At 37.4% G+C, this 22,125-nt stretch carries 20 protein-coding genes and 1 pseudogene; 9 read left to right on the plus strand and 12 right to left on the minus strand.

The window, feature by feature from the left end; all coding sequences use genetic code 11:
- Positions 1–168: 168 nt before the first annotated feature.
- The 7 genes from nifJ to rsmE form a co-directional block, all read right to left on the minus strand.
- On the minus strand, positions 169–3,711 hold the full coding sequence (gene nifJ / locus GYY69_RS02965; protein ID WP_174796349.1) for a pyruvate:ferredoxin (flavodoxin) oxidoreductase: 3,543 nt from the start codon (positions 3,709–3,711) through the stop codon (positions 169–171).
- A gap of 289 nt (positions 3,712–4,000) precedes the next feature.
- Positions 4,001–5,038, minus strand: a complete 1,038-nt coding sequence (gene purM, locus GYY69_RS02970) for a phosphoribosylformylglycinamidine cyclo-ligase (protein WP_174796350.1) — start codon at positions 5,036–5,038, stop codon at positions 4,001–4,003.
- A gap of 100 nt (positions 5,039–5,138) precedes the next feature.
- Positions 5,139–5,549 (minus strand): Holliday junction resolvase RuvX, encoded by a 411-nt coding sequence (gene ruvX / locus GYY69_RS02975; RefSeq protein ID WP_174796351.1) that lies wholly within the window; start codon positions 5,547–5,549, stop codon positions 5,139–5,141.
- A gap of 3 nt (positions 5,550–5,552) precedes the next feature.
- The gene (locus GYY69_RS02980) at positions 5,553–6,110 is read right to left on the minus strand and encodes a YqgE/AlgH family protein (RefSeq protein ID WP_174796352.1); all 558 of its coding nucleotides are present in this window, start codon (positions 6,108–6,110) and stop codon (positions 5,553–5,555) included.
- Positions 6,111–6,131: 21 nt separating this feature from the next.
- Entirely contained in the window at positions 6,132–6,584 is a 453-nt protein-coding gene (locus GYY69_RS02985; RefSeq protein WP_065637849.1) for a GNAT family N-acetyltransferase, read from the minus strand.
- A 3-nt stretch (positions 6,585–6,587) separates the two neighbouring features.
- Complete coding sequence (gshB, locus tag GYY69_RS02990; RefSeq protein ID WP_174796353.1) at positions 6,588–7,544, minus strand: glutathione synthase; 957 nt, start codon at positions 7,542–7,544, stop codon at positions 6,588–6,590.
- Positions 7,545–7,722: 178 nt separating this feature from the next.
- Positions 7,723–8,448, minus strand: coding sequence for a 16S rRNA (uracil(1498)-N(3))-methyltransferase (gene rsmE / locus GYY69_RS02995; protein ID WP_174796354.1), 726 nt, complete (start codon positions 8,446–8,448; stop codon positions 7,723–7,725).
- A 97-nt stretch (positions 8,449–8,545) separates the two neighbouring features.
- Between rsmE and folB the strand changes: the two genes are divergently transcribed.
- The 4 genes from folB (at position 8,546) to GYY69_RS03015 (ending at position 10,647) form a co-directional block, all read left to right on the plus strand.
- Positions 8,546–8,917: a dihydroneopterin aldolase gene (gene folB, locus GYY69_RS03000; protein ID WP_174796355.1), complete on the plus strand. Its 372-nt coding sequence runs from the start codon at positions 8,546–8,548 to the stop codon at positions 8,915–8,917.
- A 28-nt stretch (positions 8,918–8,945) separates the two neighbouring features.
- The gene (locus GYY69_RS03005; RefSeq protein WP_174796356.1) at positions 8,946–9,947 is read left to right on the plus strand and encodes an MBL fold metallo-hydrolase; all 1,002 of its coding nucleotides are present in this window, start codon (positions 8,946–8,948) and stop codon (positions 9,945–9,947) included.
- Positions 9,948–10,010: 63 nt separating this feature from the next.
- Complete coding sequence (locus tag GYY69_RS03010; protein WP_174796357.1) at positions 10,011–10,217, plus strand: hypothetical protein; 207 nt, start codon at positions 10,011–10,013, stop codon at positions 10,215–10,217.
- A gap of 1 nt (position 10,218) precedes the next feature.
- The gene (locus GYY69_RS03015; RefSeq protein ID WP_174796358.1) at positions 10,219–10,647 is read left to right on the plus strand and encodes an EamA family transporter; all 429 of its coding nucleotides are present in this window, start codon (positions 10,219–10,221) and stop codon (positions 10,645–10,647) included.
- A gap of 51 nt (positions 10,648–10,698) precedes the next feature.
- On the opposite strand, the gene GYY69_RS03020 is transcribed toward GYY69_RS03015, so the two are convergent.
- Positions 10,699–10,851, minus strand: coding sequence for an integrase core domain-containing protein (locus tag GYY69_RS03020; protein WP_194240589.1), 153 nt, complete (start codon positions 10,849–10,851; stop codon positions 10,699–10,701).
- 718 nt (positions 10,852–11,569) lie between these two features.
- A pseudogene (locus GYY69_RS03030) lies at positions 11,570–11,758 on the minus strand (IS3 family transposase); the annotation flags it as partial.
- A gap of 568 nt (positions 11,759–12,326) precedes the next feature.
- Between GYY69_RS03030 and GYY69_RS03035 the strand changes: the two are divergent.
- On the plus strand, positions 12,327–13,289 hold the full coding sequence (locus tag GYY69_RS03035) for a hypothetical protein (protein WP_174796359.1): 963 nt from the start codon (positions 12,327–12,329) through the stop codon (positions 13,287–13,289).
- Between the two features lie 128 nt (positions 13,290–13,417).
- On the opposite strand, the gene moeA is transcribed toward GYY69_RS03035, so the two are convergent.
- From moeA to rsmI, 3 genes are all read right to left on the minus strand, one after another.
- On the minus strand, positions 13,418–14,644 hold the full coding sequence (moeA, locus tag GYY69_RS03040; RefSeq protein WP_174796360.1) for a molybdopterin molybdotransferase MoeA: 1,227 nt from the start codon (positions 14,642–14,644) through the stop codon (positions 13,418–13,420).
- Between the two features lie 164 nt (positions 14,645–14,808).
- A complete protein-coding gene (gene ychF, locus GYY69_RS03045; protein WP_160431299.1) occupies positions 14,809–15,900 on the minus strand; it encodes a redox-regulated ATPase YchF in 1,092 nt (363 codons plus the stop codon).
- 822 nt (positions 15,901–16,722) lie between these two features.
- Complete coding sequence (gene rsmI / locus GYY69_RS03050) at positions 16,723–17,550, minus strand: 16S rRNA (cytidine(1402)-2'-O)-methyltransferase (protein WP_174796361.1); 828 nt, start codon at positions 17,548–17,550, stop codon at positions 16,723–16,725.
- A 425-nt stretch (positions 17,551–17,975) separates the two neighbouring features.
- Between rsmI and nlpD the strand changes: the two genes are divergently transcribed.
- From nlpD to GYY69_RS03070, 4 genes are all read left to right on the plus strand, one after another.
- Positions 17,976–19,046: a murein hydrolase activator NlpD gene (gene nlpD / locus GYY69_RS03055; RefSeq protein WP_202984934.1), complete on the plus strand. Its 1,071-nt coding sequence runs from the start codon at positions 17,976–17,978 to the stop codon at positions 19,044–19,046.
- A gap of 121 nt (positions 19,047–19,167) precedes the next feature.
- On the plus strand, positions 19,168–19,920 hold the full coding sequence (gpmA, locus tag GYY69_RS03060; protein ID WP_065637836.1) for a 2,3-diphosphoglycerate-dependent phosphoglycerate mutase: 753 nt from the start codon (positions 19,168–19,170) through the stop codon (positions 19,918–19,920).
- Between the two features lie 115 nt (positions 19,921–20,035).
- Positions 20,036–20,614 (plus strand): thymidine kinase, encoded by a 579-nt coding sequence (locus GYY69_RS03065; RefSeq protein ID WP_065637863.1) that lies wholly within the window; start codon positions 20,036–20,038, stop codon positions 20,612–20,614.
- 180 nt (positions 20,615–20,794) lie between these two features.
- The gene (locus GYY69_RS03070; protein WP_174796363.1) at positions 20,795–22,003 is read left to right on the plus strand and encodes an aldose 1-epimerase family protein; all 1,209 of its coding nucleotides are present in this window, start codon (positions 20,795–20,797) and stop codon (positions 22,001–22,003) included.
- Positions 22,004–22,125 lie beyond the last annotated feature (122 nt).

Consider the following 22,125-nt stretch of genomic DNA (forward strand, 5'->3'; position numbering starts at 1 on the left):
AGAGAGCTTGATTTATGTGGTAATAACGACGAAAAATGAGAGATGATGTTGTTGCTATCAGTATATGTTGATTTGAATATGCACAATATTGGTGCTTTATTGCTCAAGAAAGTGTATAAAAAGGACCGTTATAAATAACAGTCCTTTGGAGGTTTTTGTCAATTACTGTTAGCTATCCGCTGGTGTTTCGATATCTGAAAAGGTTGCCAGCATCTGCAAAAACTGATATTTAGAATCCACCATTTTGGTTGAACGCTCATGCAAGGTATTAGCAATTACAGGTTCAAGTGTTTCTAAACGGCGGAAACGCTGTTCTTTTAATAATATACCAGTTAATGACTCGCTGTTTGGCGCTTTTGAATCTAACACCAAAGCTGGCTTGCCTTCTGCCATACGGCGTGGGTCGTAACGATATAAAGGCCAGAATCCTGATTTAACTAAATCTTTCATCTGCTCATGTGATTTAGCAAGATCATAGCCATGTTCTTCACAAGGACTATAAGCAATAATGAGCGATGGTCCATCATATGCTTCAGCTTCTTGTAAGGCTTTAAGCGTTTGATTTAGTTGCGAACCTAACGCAATTTGTGCCACATATACATGTCCGTACATCATTACACTCACACCAAGATCTTTACGGGCTTTATGCTTGCCTAAATCAGCAAATTTTGATACCGCGCCCATTGGGGTGGCTTTTGATTGTTGACCTCCTGTATTAGAATAACACTGGGTGTCTAGCACCAATACATTTACGTTATCAGTTAAGCTCATGACATGATCAAGCCCACCAAATCCAATATCGTAAGCCCAACCATCACCGCCAATAGCCCAAACTGATTTATCAACCAAGTAGTTTGCATCTTGGATCAACTCTTGTGCTTGAGCTGAGTCTAGGTGAGCAAGCTGTTCACGTAATAACTCGATTTGTTGGCGTTTTTCAGCGATAGATGTCTCTGATGATTTTAATGCTATGACAATCTCGGGCGAAATGTCACCAGCAACAGAATCAAGTAAGCGCAATGCACGTTTTTTATGTTGATCATAAGTAATGCGATACCCTAAAGCAAATTCAGCATTATCTTCAAATAACGAATTTGCCCAAGCCGGTCCACGACCATCTCGATCAGTTGTGTAAGGTGACGATGGAAGATTACCACCATAAATTGATGAACAGCCTGTGGCATTCGCAATTGCTAAATGATCGCCATAAAGTTGTGTTAACAATTTAATATATGGTGTTTCACCACAACCAGCACAAGCACCTGAATATTCAAATAGCGGTGTAAGTAATTGCGATGTACGCACATCAATGCGTTCAAGCGTATTAATATCGCGATCTGGCAATGCCATAAAGTAGTCAAAATTGGTGCGCTGAGTATCAAGGTTGTCGATACGCGATTGCATGTTAATTGCTTTAATTGCAAAATTATTGCGATCACGAGCAGGGCAAACTTCGACACACAAATTACAGCCTGTACAATCTTCTGGTGCAACTTGCAACACATAGCGTTGACCTTTCATATCACGGGCTTTGACTTCAAGCGAGCTTAATGAGTCTGGTGCATTAGCCATATCATCGGGCGCAACAACTTTTGCACGAATGGCAGCATGTGGGCAAGCAACTGCACAGTGATTACACTGAGTACATAGTTCGGGTTGCCAAATAGGAATTTCTTCAGCAATGTTACGTTTTTCCCATTTGGTTGTGCCTATTGGCCATGTACCATCGGGTGGTAATGCTGATACTGGTAAGCTATCCCCCAAACCAGCTAACATAGCAGCAGTGACTGTTTTAACAAAATTAGGCGCGTTAGCTGGCACAATTGGAGGCATCATGGCACTACTTTGGTCAACACAACTAAGTGGAATTTGCTCAAGCGAAGCAATAGCCAAATCAAGTGCTTTCCAGTTATTTTCAACTAAATCTTGTCCTTTACTGCTATAACTTTTTGCAATGACTTCTTTTAATTGGGTAATATTAAAATCATTTTTAAAAATTCCAGCTAGGTGAAAAAACGCCGCCTGCATAACGGTATTAATTCTTGCCCCCAAATTACATTCACGAGCAATTTTTGCTGCATTAATGATATAAAAATGTGCTCGTTTTTGAATTAATTGCACTTGGACTTCTTTAGGAAGGCGGTGCCAAATTTCATCTTTGCTGTACGGTGTGTTAAGCAAAAAGATACCATCGTCTTTTAATTTATCAACAATTTGATATTTATCGATAAACTGGTCTTGGTGGCAGCCAATAAAATGGGCACTGGTAATTAAATAAGGGGAATCAATTGGCTCTAGGCTAACTCGTAAGTGCGAAGTAGTCAAACCACCTGCTTTTTTAGAGTCATAAACAAAATACCCTTGTACATAAAAAGGCGAACTATCACCGATAATTTTAATATTATTTTTGGTTGCCGATACTGTGCCATCACTACCAAGTCCATAAAATAGGGCTTCAAGAGCGGATTTTTGTGGAATAGATTGTTCGGGTAGCGGTAAAGAGAGCCCAGTTATATCATCATAAATACCAACGGTAAATCGTGATTTAGGTTTATCTAATCCCAGTTCGTTAAAAATGGCAAGTACACAACGAGGATCAAACTCTTTAGACGATAGCCCATAACGCCCACCTACAATGATCGGCATGCTGGTACGTTCGCCGCGCGATAAGCTTTCAGCAAATGCAGTTATAATATCTAAATAAAGTGGTTCAGCTTGAGATCCAGGCTCTTTGGTTCTATCAAGAACAGCAATTTTATTCACAGTACTTGGAATAATCTCTAGCAAATGATTGGCAGAAAAAGGGCGGAATAATCTAACTGTTACCACACCGACTTTTTCGTTTTGTTTAAGTAATACATCAACCACTTCTTTGGTGGTGCTTGCCCCCGATCCCATCACCACAATAATGCGCTCGGCATCACTCGCACCATAATATTCAAAAGGTTGATACTTTCTGCCAGTTTCTATTGCAAAAGCGTCCATAGCATCAACAACATGTTGATAGACATTATCATAATAGGTATTTATTGCTTCACGACATTGAAAGTAGGTATCTGGATTAGCTGATGTACCGCGTGTTACTGGGTTATCAGGTGTTAAAGCACGCGAGCGATAGGCTTTAATGGCTTCGTGTGGTAATAAGTTACGGATTTGGTCATCGCTAATTGGATAGATTTTATTAACTTCGTGTGACGTTCTAAATCCATCAAAAAAGTGAATAAAAGGTACGCGACTATTAAAGCTGGCCATTTGCGAAATTAGGGCAAAATCCTGCGCCTCTTGCACAGAACTTGAACAAAGCATAGCAAACCCCGTTTGCCTAATTGCCATAACATCAGAATGATCACCAAAAATTGAAAGGGCATGCGTTGCAACGGTACGAGCAGCAACATGCAAAACAAAAGGAGTCAGTTCACCGGCTATTTTATACAGCGATGGGATCATTAAAAGTAAACCTTGTGACGAAGTAAACGAAGTTGCTAGTCCACCTGTCATTAATGCACCATGAACAGTCGCAATTGCACCAGCTTCGGACTGCATTTCAATCACTCTTGGTGTATCACCAAATACATTTGGCCTGTTAAATTCAGCCCACGTCCCTGCCTGTTCGGCCATTGTTGAACTTGGAGTAATTGGGTAAATAGCAATAACTTCGTTTGCACGATAAGCGACGGATGACACCGCGCTGTTAGCGTCTGATATGATCATTAAAAAACCTTTTATTTTAAAGTATTACGACATCACTTTGTTATAATATTTTCTGCTATTGTACCAAAAAGTCAGATTGCTTTGAGCTATTTTTATATTAAATTTTTGAGTAAAATCGTTGGAATTGTAAGCTAAAGGATAGACGAATGATAAAGATATAAAAAATAAAACAATGATATATCGGTAATTAAATTATGGGGCATTATTTAAATCGATAAAACTTGAAATAGTCTAAATAGATATTATTCAACTTGTTTAAAGTTGAATAATATCTCAAATAGAATACTCACTACTTAATAATAACACGTTCACTTGATGTAGCGTGCTTAATTTCACCTAATAACCACGCTTTTTCACCATGGTTATTTAGTAAGTTAATTGCTTTATCGGCTGATTGTTTAGGTAATGCGATAATTAAACCGACACCACAGTTAAAAGTTCGGTACATTTCGTGACGACTAACATTGCCAGCTTGTTGTAGCCAATCAAATATGGCTGGCCATTGCCAACTTGATTCATTGATGACTGCTTGAGTATTGTCAGGTAAAACACGCGGAATGTTTTCCCAAAATCCACCACCGGTAATATGGGCAATGGCGTGCACCTCAACTTGAGCGATAAGATCAAGGACAGACTTGACATAGATCTTAGTGGGTGCAAGTAGGTGATCAGCAAGTGGTATGCCGTCTAATTGTTCGGTTATTGGGTTTACACCACTGACTTCGATAATTTTACGCACTAATGAATAGCCATTAGAATGAGCGCCACTTGAAGCTAATGCAATTAATGCGTCACCGTTTTGCACTTTACTGCCATCAATCATTTTAGATTTTTCAACGACGCCAACGCAAAATCCAGCTAAATCATAATCATTATTATGGTACATACCCGGCATTTCGGCCGTTTCACCACCCACTAAAGCGCACCCTGATTGTTTACATCCCTCGGCAATGCCAGTAACTACAGTCGTTGCAACATCAACATTAAGTTTGCCTGTAGCATAATAATCAAGGAAAAATAAAGGTTCGGCACCTTGCACAATCAAATCGTTAACACACATGGCTACTAAATCAATACCAATTGATTCATGACGGTTTAAATCCATTGCAAGGCGTAATTTAGTCCCTACACCATCAGTGCCAGATACTAATATCGGCTCTTTGTATTTTTGAGGAATAGCACATAGTGCACCAAAGCCGCCTAGTCCACCCATAACCTCTGGTCGTGTAGTTTCTTTAACGACAGATTTGATGCGATCAACAAGTTCATTGCCAGCATCAATATCGACACCAGCATCTTTGTAACTGAGAGATTTATTATTTGACACAGCAAGCAATCCTTACAATAGAAAGTAGATGATTATTTTAGCAAGGATGAAATTTAATGGCGATTAATTATTGATAAAATAACTAATTTATTAAAAATCGCTAATTATTTTCAAACCAACTTTCTAAAATAATGATGGCTGAAGTTGCATCTACATGACCTTTTTCTAATGCACGATAACCACGAGAAGCAAAAATGTGGGATTTTGCTTCAACGGTTGATAATCGTTCATCTTGTAAATGAACTTGATAACCAAACATGCCATGTAAACGATTGGCAAATTTACGCGCTCTTGCTGTCAGCGGTTGTTCGCTGCCATCCATATTTAACGGTAATCCCACTACTAAAAAGTCAGGTTTCCACTCATTTAAAACTTTTTCGATAGCTTGCCAATTAGGAATACCATCGCGAGCTTTAAACGAGCATAAAGGATTGGCGGTTTTAGTGATATCTTGACCAATAGCAGCGCCAATACTTGCCGTGCCAAAATCAAATGCAATAATGGTTGCCATAGGTTATGCATTACCCATTTGGTGTGAGATAGTGTTCATATTGACGCCAAGCGATTCAGCGGCTTTTTGCCAACGCTCCTCAATAGCGACTTCATAGATAATTTGGGGAGCAGCATCGGCAACTAACCAATCATTACGGGCAATTTCGTCTTCTAGTTGCAATGATTGCCAACTTGAATAACCTAATGCTAAAAAGATATCTTGAGGTTGCTGGGGAGAACCAATTGATTTAAGCGCATCAATCGAAGTGCTAATCATCACATCATCCGAAATCTGAATGCTTGAAGCAAATCCTTGCTGGGGTGTATGTAAAATAAATCCTTGCTCTTCGGCAATTGGTCCACCACAAAATACAGGATACTCTAATTCAGCACAACTTGTTGGCGAAGTAATTTCTAATCGTGTAAGGACGGTTGCTACGTTAAGTTCCATAATTGGTTTATTTATTATAATGCCCATGGCGCCATCGCGATTATGTTCACAAATATAAATAACCGAATGGCTAAACAACGAGTCATCAAGTGTTGGCATAGCAATAATAAAATGATCTTTTAAATTCATAGGTTCACGTTTCGGTAAATTTTATAAAGCACATTTGCCAATTTTTACGTTGTGTTCAACATGACAGCGCATTAATAATTCAGGTTCATTGGTTTCTTCATTGATCGATTCTGAAACAATATCAAAATTCTGAGCAAGATAAAAATCAATCGCTGCACTATTTTTTTTATAAACATGCACTAATAATTCGTTGTGGCGTTGTTTTGCCTTGTTAACTAATGCGTGACCGATTCCTTGCCGACGGTGATCTTGATCAACAAACAGTCCTGAAATATAGTTTTCGGTTAAACCAATAAATCCTTGTACGCCGTTAAGATCTTGCACGTATAAAGTGGACATTGGAATCAGCATTTTTACTAAATCGTAATTTTGTTTAAAAAATTCTGGATTGATAAATTCATGAGCTTGCAAATTACCTTGCAACCATATTGCCATTACGCTGTTTAAATCTTCGGGCTTATATTCTCTAATCATTGCTTAACTCTTTTTATTTAATCGATGTTCAATTGCGTCCATTAACATACCGGTGATTGACAGGTCGGGATTGGCGGCTTCAATTTCGCGAATGCAAGTTGGGCTGGTAACGTTAATTTCAGTTAACTTATCACCAATAATATCAAGTCCTACAAATAGTAGACCTTTTTCTTTTAAAACTGGCGCGATGCTTTTAGCAATGTGCCAATCACTTTCGCTTAATGCCCTCACTTCACCATGCCCTCCTGCTGCAAGATTGCCGCGAGTTTCACCTTTCTGTGGGATTCGTGCTAAGCAATAAGGTACAGGCTCGCCATCGACGACTAAAACACGTTTATCGCCGTCTTTAATCGCAGGAATAAAGTTTTGAGCCATGCAATAACGAGTGTTATGTTCGGTTAAGGTTTCAATAATCACTGAAACATTAGGATCGTCTTGTTTGATTCTAAATATAGATGAGCCACCCATACCGTCAAGAGGTTTTAAAATGATATCATGATGTGTTTGGTGGAATGCTTTAATATGCTGAGTTTGACGAGTAACCAGTGTCTCAGGGGTAAACTCGGCAAACCATGCAGTAAAGAGCTTTTCGTTACAATCGCGCAAACTTTGTGGCTTATTCACTACTAATACACCTTTGGCTTCTGCACGCTCTAAAATATAAGTAGCATAAATATATTCAGTATCAAAAGGGGGATCTTTACGCATTAAAATAACATCAAGGTCAGTTAATGGTATGCTCTGTTCTTCGCTTACATCAAACCAATGATGATTATCGTTATAAACTGTTAATGTGCGTGTTGTTGCATAAGCTTCGCCATTTCGTAAGAAGAGATCATTCATCTCCATATAAAAAAGTTGATATCCACGTTTTTGTGCTTCATGTAGCATGGCAAAACTGGAATCTTTTTTAATTTTGATATGACTAATGGGATCCATTACAATGCCCAGTTTTATCATGATGACTCCTTACTGATGTTATCTTGTTTAATTGGATTTTATACTAAAACGTTGATATTTTCTGAAACTTCTTAACAGATGTTTTATGGTCATACTCAACGCGGTGCTTTGTGATATCATACTCGCTACAAGCGCAGTTGCAAAGTAATCATTACTTATCATCTGTATTTTGATGTATTTATCCAAGATCACCTAAATGCACTTGCAAAGCCGTTATTGCTGTTAGTGCTGCCGTTTCGGTACGCAAAACGCGTGGGCCGAGCAAAATATCGGTAAACTGATAATTATGTGTCATGCTAATTTCATTAGCGGACAACCCGCCTTCTGGTCCAATCAGCAAATGGATTTGCGTATGTTCATTGCAGAGCTGTTTTATACCATGTTTTGCTTTAGGATGTAAATTAAGCTTTAATCCAGTAGTTAAGTTAGCACACCAACTTTCTAATTTCATGACAGGTTTAATTTCAGGGATTATGTTGCGACCACACTGTTCACAGGCAGAAATAACGATTTTTTGCCATTGTTGAACTTTTTTTTCTAGCCTGCTTTCATCAAGCTTGACACCACAACGTTCAGAAAGTAGGGGAGTAATACTACTGACACCCAATTCAACCGATTTTTGAATAGTAAATTCCATTTTTTCACCACGAGAAATAACTTGCCCTAAATGAATTTCTAATGGCGATTCACGATTATCCAAAATTCTTGTTGCTGTTTTTACCGTAACTGATTTTTTATTGATTTCCTGTATAACAGCAGGAATAATATGGTTTGAACCATCAAATAGAATAATATTTTCACCTACTTTCATGCGTAATACGCGAATAAGATGGTTAAATGCATTATCATCTAAAGTAATAACGCTATTTTGTTCAATAGTAAAAGGCTGAAAAATTCGAGTCATAATTACATATATATTATATTATTTGAAATAAATTATAGCGTAATTTATCAAGATTCGGTAATCTCTATTTACTGTAACTAGGCTTTTGGAATCAGGTATGAACACATATAGCAAAGATAGAGTATTAATTGAAGGATTAACGGTTTTAACCACCATTGGTGTATATGATTGGGAAAAGACCATTAAGCAAAAGTTAATTCTTGATCTTGAAATGGCATGGGATAACCAACCAGCTGGAGAAAGTGATAATGTTTCTCTTTGTTTAGATTATTTTAAAGTTAGTCAAAGCATCACACAATTTATTGAATCCTCGACATTTGAACTTATTGAATGTGTAGCAGAAAAAGTTGCTAAAATGATTATTAAACAATTTTCTGTTAATTGGCTTAAAGTTAAAGTATCTAAACCAAATGCGATAGTTAATGCTCAAAATGTTGCCGTAGTCATTGAACGGACGGCCAATTGTTAAACTACTCGTTGTAAAAAAGATTGTAACGATGACAAAACAAAAGCAAGATTTAACGCCTAAAAAAATGCATCATACAGCTAAAGGAGTTCGGCACCATGGATCTTTTAAAATTAAAATAGGTGAGTTTTTGCGTTGGCGTTTAGCGCGTAAAGTGTTACCGCCTAAAGTAGGTTATCAAACCTTTAATCAGACATGGTTTGAACCAATAGACTTTAGCTTATCAGGCGATAGGGTTTGGTGGATTGGTCATTCAACAACCTTAATTCGTTTAGGTGGCAAAATGATATTGACCGATCCTATCTTTTCTAAACGGGCTTCACCCTCACAATTAATTGGGCCCAAACGCCGAACACCGCCAGCGCTAAACATCGATCAACTACCACAAATAGATTTTATCGTGATTTCACATAATCATTATGATCACCTTGATTATCACAGTATACGCCAATTACTTGTGCGTTTTCCTCATATTGTGATGATGGTTCCTCTTGGTTTAAAACGAACATTATTAAGATGGGGTGCCAAGTGTGTTAATGAACTAGATTGGTGGGAGCGGGTAACTGTTGATGGGCTTAGTTTTTCGGCAACACCTGCTATACACTGGAGCAATCGTGGGTTATTGGATGTAAATAAGGCATTGTGGTGTGGTTGGATGATTCAATCTAATAGTGATAATCAAAATCAATTAACAACAGTCTATTTTATGGGGGATACATGTTATTCTTCTGAACTAAAAGCAATTGCTCAGCGTTTCCCTTCAATTGATTTGGCATTAATTCCCATTGGTGCTTATGCGCCACGTTGGTATATGCAATCACAGCATATCGATCCAAAACAAGCTGTGCAATTGTATGATGAATTACAATGCCTTTCAGCTGTTGCTATCCATTGGGGGGCATTTGAACTTGCAGACGAATCGTTAGATGAACCCCCTGAATTATTAAGTGAACTTCGAGAAGCGCGCACTTTTCATCTTGTAAAAATAGGCGGTTCTTTAGCTATCAATCGCATCAATTCTAGATTAAAATAATCTAAATAAAAACAAACGTAATACGGTTAATTTTTTATACGTTTGCCAAAAAAGGAGAAAGAAATGAAAGCGGTAGTTATTGGATTATCTTGTTTAATGTTTAGCTTAACGTTAGTCGGATGTGGAGGAAAAAACGACAAAGGCAAAACCTACCATTGGTCAAAAGCTCACGGAGTTTTAGAAGATTGTCGTGGCGTTATGAATAAATCACAACAATGTGAAGCTAATTCAAACAATCAACAATATCTATTTAAAATCGATAAATACTAATATGAGCGCATGGCTTATTTATGCTTTGCTTTCCGCTATTACTGCGGCATGTGTTGCTATTTTAGGAAAAATTGGCTTACAGCATCTTGATGCCAACACGGCAACAGCCATCCGCGCTATTGTGATGGCTATTTTTTTAGTTGGTGTGGTTGCTATTCAAGGTAAACTTAACCTTATCAATACCTTTTTTAATGATAAAAAGGCATTACTCATTATTGTATTGAGCGGTATTGCTGGCGCGCTATCTTGGCTATTTTATTTTATGGCGATCAAAGAAGGCAAGGTGTCGCAAGTTGCACCAATCGACAAGTTAAGTGTGGTTTTTGCCGTTGTGTTTGCCGCTGTTTTATTTGGTGAAAAGATCTCGTTGTTAGCTGGCGTTGGTGTCGCTATGATTGCAGTTGGTGCGATATTAGTGGCGTTATTTTAATCATGCGCCAATTTGTTGCTATAGCTAAATTGTAGGAAAATGCCAAGTTGTTTACACTTCATGGCTAAAATAATCCTCTAAAAACGCATAAGGCGTTTTCCCTGAAATCGCCTTATGCGGTTTAACGGTATTATAAAAGTTAATAAATCGCTTAAATTTTTGTTGCCTATCTTTTTCGCTGAATATTTGCTGATTATGCCACATCGCAATTCAAAGTTCGTATCACTCTTTCCACTTTGCCATTCGTTTGTGGGTAAGTTGGTTTGGTAAATTTTTGATTGATGCGATGATAATTACCTATTTTAACAAATAGGTGTTCACTTGTGCCTTGATATTCACGTCCATTATCGGAATAAATACATTAAATGGTATATTATTCTTTATCAATAAAATTTATTAACTCATTAAATTCAAAATAATTTCATGCTGAAACGGTATAGAATCCTGAATATTTTTAACAAAAATTGCGCCTTTTTAATAAAGAAATACCTTGTTTTATTGCTAACTATGTTATAACTATAAGAAATTTAAAGATTAATTGGTAGAATAAAAAAAGCGCCATATTCTCTATCTTATTTTTAATATTAATTTAATAAAAACAATGTTTTATAAAATCATTGTTATTTTAAGAGCAATTAAAAAAGTTGGTAGAAATTTAAACTAAAATATTTTAATTATAAAACAAAATGTTATAATTGGTCTGTTCCCTATGCACATAGGGATAAACCGCACCACCGATGGGCACGTTGTTAATTGACGAACTGTTCCCTATGCACATAGGGATAAACCGAATACGGATTTTCTTTTCAATCTAAATCAAAACTGTTCCCTATACACATAGGGATACACCGCATGGATGATGTTGAGACAACTTCTTTGGGATAAATATTTAGAGTATAAAGAATGGAATGGCAACACATTTTCAAACAAAAAATGAAGGGGGTAAATGTTTTTTTAATTCGACGGGAGGCAAGTAGCCTAACGAAGAATGTAATCGTTTCTGATTATACCAATAGGCATAAGCCGAAAAATCGCGTTGTAACTCAGCTGTTGAGTTGAAACGTTGGCCTTTTACAAACTCGGTTTTAATTGTTTTAAATGTCGCTTCTGCTACCGCATTGTCATGTTAGAGAATTTGCTATAATTCCCTAACTCGGACTGGTCACTATAGCTATTTTGAACATCTAAGCTGCACATGCCCGAAATACCCAATCCATTCCACCAACCTAAACAAAAGCCTCAATATTAGGCAAAAAATTGTCAGGAAATATATTGATTTCATTTTATTTTTTGTTTATTAATAATATTTCAATCTATTAAAGCATTTCATAAAACTTAATCAAAGTCACTCCTAAATAATTTTCACCAAAAAATCCCCCAAAAAAACTAGCCAAGCTTTTTTAAAACGGTTATACTTTCACCGATTTCAATATTCAGCTTATTTAATAAGCAAATAGATATAAAAAATCTAAATAAAACATAAATTTACTTGACAGGTGAAGTGTAATGCATTATCATTTTAGACACCAGACACCAGACACCAGCACTGGCAAACCAATGTCTTAAATTTATCAAATAGACGCATCAGGTGCGTTTTTCCTCTTGCCTCGTTTATATTCTCGAAGTTATTTCTCAAATTACTCTCAAAATTATCTCGAAAAAAACCGTTGGCGTTGGCGGTGTTATTATTGTCATGTTTATGGCATTTGCCAGCATTAGCGGGTCCAAATGGTCGAGGGAATAATCGTAGTGATGCTATAATATTCCCGCCGTCGAGCCCCCCAGCAACTGTCAGGTTCGTTACTCCAACGTTGAAAGTAGGATTTCCAAACCGATACATCACTGACATATGGGACGATGATTTTGGATACATCGTTAAAGACATCAATCCCGCATCATACGCGCTTAATTTCCCGACTACGGGGGCAAATAGATTGTATTTTGATTTAATCATATACGGCTATGGTGATGTTGATGGATTGACATGGATGCCCGTGACGCATGAAGGAATTACCGCGACAGTAAAACCGATAACAAGAATGGAGAGTTGGGTTCACAATCGGGATTGGATTTTAAACAAAAATCCATTTTCATACGCGCGCGTGACGCTAACAGGCCCTGATGCAAACGCTCAATGGGGTAATCCCCATCCAAGTCGAATTCCAGTGCCAAGGTTACCGCAAACTTTCGAGTTAGTGGGTAAAGATAGTAATGGTGAAGAGGTAGTAAAATATGGATTTGTTCTACAAAAGTGGTTTGTGCACCGAGAATGGCGCGGAGAAGCCTCATATATTCGTGATTATTCTGAGGCTGTTGCTTGGTGTGGAGGGTTAGGTTATCGAGTGCCACAGGTGAAAGAGTTGACTAACGCAGTCTGCGATTTTCATAGCTGTGAAGGGGCTATTGGAGCCACGCCGCCCTCAACTGGTAATTTTAGCTTGCATTGGATAGGAGCAGGATTCTTTTCGGAATGGGGAGATATGAACGCTTACCGCAGCGCAAACTTCGGCTATACCGGCTTCTGGACGAGCGACACTACGACATGGGGAAATCGACTCCAATATACGGTAGGTCCAAACGGTTACATAAATTACGGCCGCGCGGATTATTCCTTAGAGCTTGCTATTTGCACTACTCCTTAGTTTTTTAGCATTTACTTCTTAACTCTTAAGGTCGCGGTTGGGTTTATGGTGCTAATTAAGGATAAGTTATTAAATTCCTATAGCTAACTATTAGACACATAATAGTTAGCTATAGTTTACACCACAACTTAATGAAGTAACTGATTAAACAGCTCAACTGTCACCATTTCGCCTTTGTTGACATGACCACGATCTTGTTCAAGCACAATAAAACAGTTAGCTTGGTTAAATGACTGCGTAATATGTGAACCTTGTTGACCGGTTGTTGTTACTTCTAACTCACCTTGTTCATTAATTTGTAGTATTCCTCTTTGAAAATCTAATCGCCCGATTCTTTTTTTGACGCTAGTTGCAATTTTTACTTTGAAAGATAAATCGATTGATGTGAGTTGTTGTCCTGAAAGCACTAAAATTAGTGGTTGTACCAATTGATAAAAAGTCACTAAAGTTGAAACTGGATTACCAGGTAAACCACAAAATAGCGCATTGCCAATTTTGCCAAAGGCGAAAGGCTTGCCTGGTTTCATTGCAATCTTCCAAAAATTAATTTGTCCTAATGTTTCAAGTGCTGTTTTGGTATAATCGGCGTCCCCCACCGAAACACCACCACTGGTTATCACTAAATCCGCTTGGTTAGATGCGGTTATTAGCGCTTGTTTTATTTGGGTTGGGTCATCAGGAATAATGCCGAGATCAACGATTTCACAGTTAAGTTTGGTTAATAATAATTTTAGTGTGAAGCGGTTGCTGTCATAAATAGCGCCATTGCCAGATAATGGCTGACCAATTGGCGTTAACTCATCACCAGTTGATAAGATAGCAACTTTTAATTTTTTAAAGACAACAAGATCACTAATACCGAATGTTGCAAGTGTCGATAGTGTTGGTATCGTTAATTTAGTCCCTTTGTTGACTGTGATCGCACCTTTTTTAACATCTTCACCTATACGACGAATATTATCGCCAGCTTTTATATTACCTAAAAAGGCAATCCCCAAATCAGATTTTTCAGTCTGCTCTTGCATAACAACGGTATCAGCATCATTAGGCACAGGCGCACCTGTCATAATACGCAAACAAGTACCTTTTGGCCAATTAAGATTGCTTATATCATCGCCCGCAAAAATCGCCCCTGCTTGTGGTAACAACGTTGATTGTTTAAGATCCGCTAATCGAATCGCATAACCATCCATCGCAGAATTATCAAACCGTGGCACATTAATCGGTGAAATCACATTCTCAGCAGTGATTCGATCTAGCGCATCAAATAGTCCGACTTTTTCGCTAGTGAGTGATTTTACGGTTGATACGCTTTGTAGTACTTGCTGTTTGGCTTGTTGAAAAGTGAGTAACATAACAGTGGGCTGTCCTTATATTTACCAATCTATTATTGGATCAGTTGACAAGAAGTTTCAGGTAACACTACGTTTAAGTAAAAAATAAATTTTATATCAATATTAATTAGTGATTATGAACATCAATATAACAACGTCGCCAAAAGGCGACGTAAAATAATCAGCTATACATTAAATAAGAAGTTCATAATATCGCCATCTTGCACGATATAATCTTTACCTTCAGCGCGCATTTTGCCTGCTTCTTTAGCGCCTTGTTCGCCACCGTATTTAATAAAATCATCAAAAGCAATGGTTTGAGCACGAATAAAGCCTTTTTCGAAATCGGTATGAATTTTTCCTGCTGCTTGTGGTGCGGTATCGCCAACCGAAATTGTCCACGCACGAACTTCTTTAACACCTGCGGTGAAATAAGTTTGCAGGTTAAGTAAGCTGTATCCTGCGCGAATCACTCGATTTAAGCCAGGTTCGGTTAAGCCTAAATCTTGCATAAATTCATCACGATCGGCATCATCCAGTTCGGCAAGTTCTGCTTCAATTGCCGCACAAACAGGGACTACCACAGCTTTTTCTTGTTCAGCTATCGCTTTGACTTTATCTAAATAAGGATTGTTTTCAAAACCATCTTCATTCACATTAGCGATATACATGGTCGGTTTTAAAGTTAAAAAGCTCAAGTATTTAATTGCATCAAGTTCTTCTTTACTTAAATTTAGTAACAATAACTTTTTACCTTGTTCTAAGTGTGGTAAACACTTTTCAAGGATTTCTAACTCAAATTTAGCGTCTTTATCGCCACCTTTAGCGCGTTTTTGCAGGCGTGTTATTGCACGTTCGCAAGCTTCAAGGTCGGATAGGGCAAGTTCGGTGTTAATAATTTCGATATCTTCAGCAGGATCTATTTTGCCTGCGACGTGAATAATATTGTCGTTTTCAAAGCAACGCACAACATGACCGATCGCTTCGGTTTCGCGAATGTTAGCCAAAAATTGATTTCCTAAACCTTCACCTTTTGATGCGCCTTTAACTAAACCAGCAATATCAACAAATTCCATGGTGGTTGGCAACGTGCGCTGAGGTTTGACAATTTTAGCCAGTTCATCTAAACGTGGATCGGGCATTGGTACAACCCCAGTGTTTGGCTCGATAGTACAAAATGGAAAGTTAGCTGCCTCAATACCTGCTTTGGTTAGTGCGTTAAAAAGCGTTGACTTCCCTACATTGGGTAGTCCGACAATCCCACATTTAAATCCCATACTGTTTGTTACCTTTTGTCATAAAATGTCTTAAAAATAAGGGGCGATTATATACTAAATTGTGCTATTTGTGCCAATATTCTTATCGATAGATCAACCAATAAATGTCAGAATTACTCACGTTATTTACAGTAATTTGAGAAACGACTGTAATGAATATCCATAAAACAGTATCCCAGACAAAAGATAAATTGTTTAAATTATAAAGAAAATAATTGTCACCGATTTGGCTAAACGTTTTATGGTTAGGCATCCAACCATTTATCGCATGAAAGACCTTATAAGACATTAAATAACAAGACGCCCATTGCATATAAAACACGAAAGCAGGTGGCGTTATTTTTTAGGTGATTTGTGTGCTCACGATGGGGTAGTTACATAACTGTTCATTTTTTAAGTTATATTTTTTGTAAAAAATATTCAGGATTCTATACCGTTTGGTACTTAATTGAGCATTTGCGGTTTTTCATTTGTTAAAATGTATGCTCACCTCGTATCAATTAAAAATTTACAAAATCTATTATCTTTCAAATGAATGGGTAAGTGGTAAGCGCAATACCGACTTTAATGATGATGTGGCATAATCAGCAAATTGTTAGCGGTTCAAACGAAAGAAAGCAAAAGTTTGAGCGATTTTTGCAAAACGCCTTATGCGTTTTTAGATGATTATGTTAATCATGAAGTGTAACAGCTAGTCGTTTTGCTACACATTAAACAGATTGGCAATAATCATCTTACTTGTACTCAGTTATGGCTTGCCATAAATCGTTGTTAAAAATTTTGGTTATAAATGTTTTTTATAAGCACTGTTTAGCGGTTTCATTATTGCTCTGCATCTAAACCAATTTGGTAAAGTTGGTTTTTTTTCAGTCCATAGATCTCAGCAGTGATAGCGGCTGCTTTTTTGAGTGGTAGCTCTTTTTGTAATAATTTAAGCGTACTAATTACCTTTTGATCGATATCATTCTCTGTTTTTGCATGGCCTTCAACGATCAGCACAAATTCACCTTTTTGTCTGTTAGTATCTTCATTTAACCATTCAATTAACTGGCTAACGGTAAAACTGACAATGGTCTCCCACGTTTTGGTCAGTTCTTTAGCTAATACAATGTGTTTATTAGCGCCAAAAATAGTTTGCATATCACTAAGCGCGTCTAGCAGACGGTGTGTTGATTCATAAAAAATCATTGTTCGTGGTTCGTCTAGTAATTTTATAAGGCAATCTTGGCGGGCTTTACTTTTAGCCGGCAAAAATCCTTCATAAGTAAACTTATCTGAGGGGAGTCCAGCAACTGATAAAGCAGCTATTGCAGCGCAGGCACCAGGGACAGGGACAACGTTTATTCCATTGTCTCGACAGGCTTTAACTAGATGATATCCCGGATCATTAATTAACGGCGTACCGGCATCTGAAATCAAAGCAATTGATAAGCCTGATTTAAGTTTTTCGATCAAAAAATTGGCTTTGTCTTGTTCATTATGGTCATGCAAGGCAAATAACTTTGCTTTAATGCCAAGATGTTGTAAAAGTAATCCGCTGTGGCGAGTATCTTCAGCCGCAATCAGATCGACACTTTTAAGTGTATTGATGGCTCTGAGCGTGATATCATCTAAGTTTCCAATGGGGGTGGCAACAATATATAAAGTCATTATTTTAAATCACATTAAATTTTTATAGAAATACGGTAAAGATACTGTACGACAGCCTATTTTATTGTATATACTCACTACTTTCAAAATAAATCCGACAAAGCCAAATAAATAGTTAATCAATAGCTGCAAAAAATAGCTCGCTTGTAGCAAAATTGCTCATGTACAGATTTAGCTTATATTTTGATTAACAATGGATTAACATAGATTAACAAATAGTGGCATTATGCTAACATAAATTGAATGCCAGCGGTTATAAATCACCAAATTTTGGATGAATTTATTGATTTAAGCTATAAGTCATCAATATAATAGCTTTTTGCTATAAAACCGCTAAAATGTGCTAATAAAACGGTATATATAAAAACGCTATTTAACACTAAAAATAGCGGAAAAAACAATATTCACGAATGAAAGGTGTTGCTTTGAAAAAAATACTTACATTAAGTTGCTTAAGTTTATTGATTGTTGCGTGTACACAAACAGAACAGGCTGAAATCGAAGATATTTCTGGCGCAGGAGGGGCGTCGACGTCTTCTGTTTATACCAAACCACCAGCAAATATTTCAACGAGTGGTCGATCTGCTCCTACGACTTATAATCCACCATCATCAAGACAGTCAACAGCGTCAAATTCTCATACCGCTAACAGCACTAGCAGTACTGGTACGGTAATTAGTAATGAGCGTATTGTTTATAACCGTAATTATGATGACATTCCAAAAGGTGGATATCAAGGTGACACCTATACAGTTAAGCGTGGCGATACTTTATTTTATATTGCGTGGGTAACTGGCAATGATTACCGTTCATTAGCAGCTAAAAATAATATCAAAGAACCTTTTGCCGTTAATGTTGGACAAGTATTAGATGTGAGTGGTGGAACTGTTGTGGTAACCAAACAAACCACAACAAACCATACACCAGCAAATAAAACAAATAGCAATAACTCAGCTATTGCAATTGGGCAAGCTAAAACCAAACCAACAATAACCAAAACAACAACTACTTCGATTACCACAACGGGTAAAAATCAAAAACCGACTACAACTCAAACAACTGAAACCATCATTGAACCTTTAGATGATTCCTCTAGTAGTGCAGCTGCAGTAAGCACATCAAAATCAAAAGTTTCTAATATTGCATGGCGATGGCCTGCACGCGGTAAGATTATTGAAAGATTCTCAAATGCAAGCAAAGGTATTGATATATCAGGCTCAGTTGGCGATAAAGTCATGGCCGCAGCTGATGGGCGGGTTGTGTATTCAGGCAATGCGTTACCGGGTTATGGCAATTTAATTATCGTTAAACATAATGATGACTATTTAACGGCGTATGCGCACAACCAATCTATATTAGTAAAGGAACAGCAGTTCGTGCGCGCGGGTGAACAAATTGCCACAATGGGAGCAACAGGCACTTCGTCGGTCAGATTGCACTTTGAAATTCGCTACAAAGCACAATCCGTTGATCCATTAAAATATTTATCAAAATAATAGACGTTTTGGGTTAATAGAAAAGGTTAACCCAAAACAGATGACATGCACGGCAATCACAGTGCATGTCTATAAACAAAATACACTAAAATTAAATTTACGTAATAAAGGAGTGATATTCATGGCTGTTAAAAAATTAGTGCTAATTCGGCATGGAGAGAGTGTTTGGAACCAAGAAAACCGTTTTTGTGGTTGGACTGATGTTGATTTATCTGACAAAGGCAATAAAGAAGCTGCTGAAGCAGGTAAATTACTAAAAAAAGAAGGTTTCACATTTGATTATGCTTACACTTCAGTATTAAAACGCGCCATTCACACATTATGGCACGTTTTAGATGAAGTCGATCAAGCATGGTTACCGGTTGAAAAAAGCTGGAAACTAAACGAACGTCACTATGGTGCATTACAAGGCTTAAACAAAGCTGAAACGGCAGCAAAATATGGTGATGATCAAGTAAAATTATGGCGTCGTGGTTTTGCAATCACACCTCCAGCGCTTGAAAAATCAGATGAGCGTTTTCCGGGGCACGATTCACGTTACAGCAAATTACCTGAATCAGAATTACCGTTAACTGAAAGTTTAGCATTAACGATTAAACGCGTATTACCTTATTGGGAGTCAACCATTGCGCCACGCGTTGCTAAAGGTGAACGTGTTATTATTGCCGCTCATGGTAACTCACTACGCGCGCTTGTAAAACATTTAGATAACATCAGCGATGATGATATTATCGAACTTAATATCCCAACGGGTGTACCATTAGTGTATGAATTTGACGACAACATGAAAGTCATTAAACACTACTATTTAGGTAATGCTGACGAAATCGCTGCCAAACAAGCAGCTGTTGCAAACCAAGGCAAAGCAAAATAATTATTCCCTAAACAAATAAAAAGGTAGGTTATTTAACTTACCTTTTTTATTGTCTACATTATGGCTTTTTATTCATTCAATTTTATTGATTTATTTTCATTTTGAGAGCGTTATTTTGTCTAAAATCTATTATATCTATGGCGTAATGAATGCCGGAAAATCCACCGAACTGTTGCAAATTGATCACAACTACTTAAGTAATAATATGCAAACGTTACTGCTCAAATCATCGGTCGACACGCGCGATTCGGCTGTCGAAATCGTCTCTCGTTTAGGATTACGTAAAAAGGCGTTACAGCTTGATGATACAACGGTTGATGATATTATTGATCACATCAAACAAAGCAACTATGCTTGTATACTCATCGACGAAAGCCAGTTTTTATCGCGCAATACTATCTGGAAGTTATCAGATGTGTGCGACGAATATGGCGTGCCAATCATGTTCTTTGGCATTAAAACCGATTATATGGGACACCTGTTTGAAGGATCTAAAACGCTACTTGAAATTGCCGATAATTTTAGAGAACTCAAAACCGTCTGTTGGTGTGGCAAAAAAGCGACTATGATCTTATTAGAAGGGCAAGATGGTCAAATTGTTAAATTTGGTAACTCCATCCATCTTGGTGACAGTGAATATCACTCGGTTTGTCGAAAACATTGGAAGGCTGGACAAATAAGACCTAAAGACTGATCATCTAAATATTTCACACTTATTTTGGTCTATAAATCACATTTATGCATGTGATGCTATAATATCGAAAAAGTGTGAATGATCTCTCATTTTTACGATTTTCTTTTATTGATTCTTTTTATTTTATGTCATATTAACTGAAACGATTCAGTGCTATTTTGTTAACCATGAGGGATCACCATGAAAATCAAAATTGTTTCATTAGCTGTAATACTTAGTTTGGTTAGTTATAACGCCAATGCTAAAGAATTTGTATTAACTGATAACGAAAAAGATATCGCTAAAGGTAATTGGTCGGTTTCGAGCCAAGATTTAGGTGTTAACGGTCAAAAATTCACTATTCAAAATACCGTACTTAAAGGCGGTAAACAAGATGGAACCGAACTTCTAACGATTTCTAGTGATAATTTCACGATTAAATTAATTCCAACACGAGGATTAGGTATCTTGTCTGTTGTTGGTGATGGTATCCGTATGGGATGGGACTCACCGGTAAATGAAGTTGTCAATCCTAAATATATCAACTTAGAAAGTCGTGGCGGGATTGGATGGCTAGATGGCTTTAACGAAATGATGGTTCGCTGTGGTTTTGAATGGACAGGTCATGCAGCGCAAGCTGATGGTATGATGTATACCTTACACGGTCGAGCTCAAAATACGCCAGTCTCTAAACTCATTGTGAATGTATCTGACAAGGCACCCTACACCATAACGGTTAAGGGGTTAATTAAAGAAAATACTTTCAAAAAAAGCAATCTCGAAACTTGGGCATCACTAAGTTATGTACCAGGAAGTCAAGAATTTACGGTTCATGATGTTGTCACCAATAAGAGTGATTATACCCGCGATTATCAGATCATCTATCATAGTAATTTTGGTACGCCGATTCTTGAAGAAGGCGCAAGGTTTGTTGCTCCAGTTAAGGAAATCTCACCATTTAACGACTATGCGAAAGGGGGGATTAATACATGGCAAACTTATCTAGGTCCAACAAAAGGCTTTGACGAAATGGTATTTAATGTCTATCCGTTTGCTGATGAAAATGGTCAAACACAGGTGATGGTAACCAATAAATTGGGTGATAAGGCCGCAGGTATTGCCTTTAATACTAAACAGTTACCCGTACTATCATTATGGAAAAACACTGATACCCTTAAACAAGGCTATGTTACAGGCTTAGAGCCAGGCACCAGTTTTGCTTATCCAGTAACTATCGAACGTGAGCAAAAACGTGTTCGTCAATTAGAGCCAGGGCAAAGTACAGAATTTACCTTAACTTATAGTTTATTGTCTAGCAAAGATGCTGTGTCAAAATATGAGCAAAAAATCAAAGCTATTCAAGGTAACCAAGAAACCAAAGTAGTTAATGAACCTATGGCTAAAGAGTAAACCATTACAAATGGCTATCAATCTATTGATAGCCATAAACATAATCAAATATGCTAATCCATCATTCCTTAATTTACTTATTATTAATGTAATAGGCATGCAAGTAGCCATCAGCTACTTGA

This window comes from Gilliamella sp. ESL0250 (genome assembly GCF_013345045.1).
GTDB lineage: Bacteria > Pseudomonadota > Gammaproteobacteria > Enterobacterales > Orbaceae > Gilliamella > Gilliamella apicola_H.

What these genes read in the sequence shown, in the direction of transcription:
- nifJ (WP_174796349.1), bottom strand. Translation starts at nt 3,711, where the DNA reads ATGATCATATCAGACGCTAACAGCGCGGTGTCATCCGTCGCTTATCGT.
- ruvX (WP_174796351.1), bottom strand. Translation starts at nt 5,549, where the DNA reads ATGGCAACCATTATTGCATTTGATTTTGGCACGGCAAGTATTGGCGCT.
- GYY69_RS02980 (WP_174796352.1), bottom strand. Translation starts at nt 6,110, where the DNA reads ATGAATTTAAAAGATCATTTTATTATTGCTATGCCAACACTTGATGAC.
- GYY69_RS02985 (WP_065637849.1), bottom strand. Translation starts at nt 6,584, where the DNA reads ATGATTAGAGAATATAAGCCCGAAGATTTAAACAGCGTAATGGCAATA.
- gshB (WP_174796353.1), bottom strand. Translation starts at nt 7,544, where the DNA reads ATGATAAAACTGGGCATTGTAATGGATCCCATTAGTCATATCAAAATT.
- rsmE (WP_174796354.1), bottom strand. Translation starts at nt 8,448, where the DNA reads ATGACTCGAATTTTTCAGCCTTTTACTATTGAACAAAATAGCGTTATT.
- folB (WP_174796355.1), top strand. Translation starts at nt 8,546, where the DNA reads ATGAACACATATAGCAAAGATAGAGTATTAATTGAAGGATTAACGGTT.
- GYY69_RS03005 (WP_174796356.1), top strand. Translation starts at nt 8,946, where the DNA reads ATGACAAAACAAAAGCAAGATTTAACGCCTAAAAAAATGCATCATACA.
- GYY69_RS03010 (WP_174796357.1), top strand. Translation starts at nt 10,011, where the DNA reads ATGAAAGCGGTAGTTATTGGATTATCTTGTTTAATGTTTAGCTTAACG.
- GYY69_RS03015 (WP_174796358.1), top strand. Translation starts at nt 10,219, where the DNA reads ATGAGCGCATGGCTTATTTATGCTTTGCTTTCCGCTATTACTGCGGCA.
- GYY69_RS03020 (WP_194240589.1), bottom strand. Translation starts at nt 10,851, where the DNA reads ATGTGGCATAATCAGCAAATATTCAGCGAAAAAGATAGGCAACAAAAA.
- moeA (WP_174796360.1), bottom strand. Translation starts at nt 14,644, where the DNA reads ATGTTACTCACTTTTCAACAAGCCAAACAGCAAGTACTACAAAGCGTA.
- ychF (WP_160431299.1), bottom strand. Translation starts at nt 15,900, where the DNA reads ATGGGATTTAAATGTGGGATTGTCGGACTACCCAATGTAGGGAAGTCA.
- rsmI (WP_174796361.1), bottom strand. Translation starts at nt 17,550, where the DNA reads ATGACTTTATATATTGTTGCCACCCCCATTGGAAACTTAGATGATATC.
- gpmA (WP_065637836.1), top strand. Translation starts at nt 19,168, where the DNA reads ATGGCTGTTAAAAAATTAGTGCTAATTCGGCATGGAGAGAGTGTTTGG.
- GYY69_RS03070 (WP_174796363.1), top strand. Translation starts at nt 20,795, where the DNA reads ATGAAAATCAAAATTGTTTCATTAGCTGTAATACTTAGTTTGGTTAGT.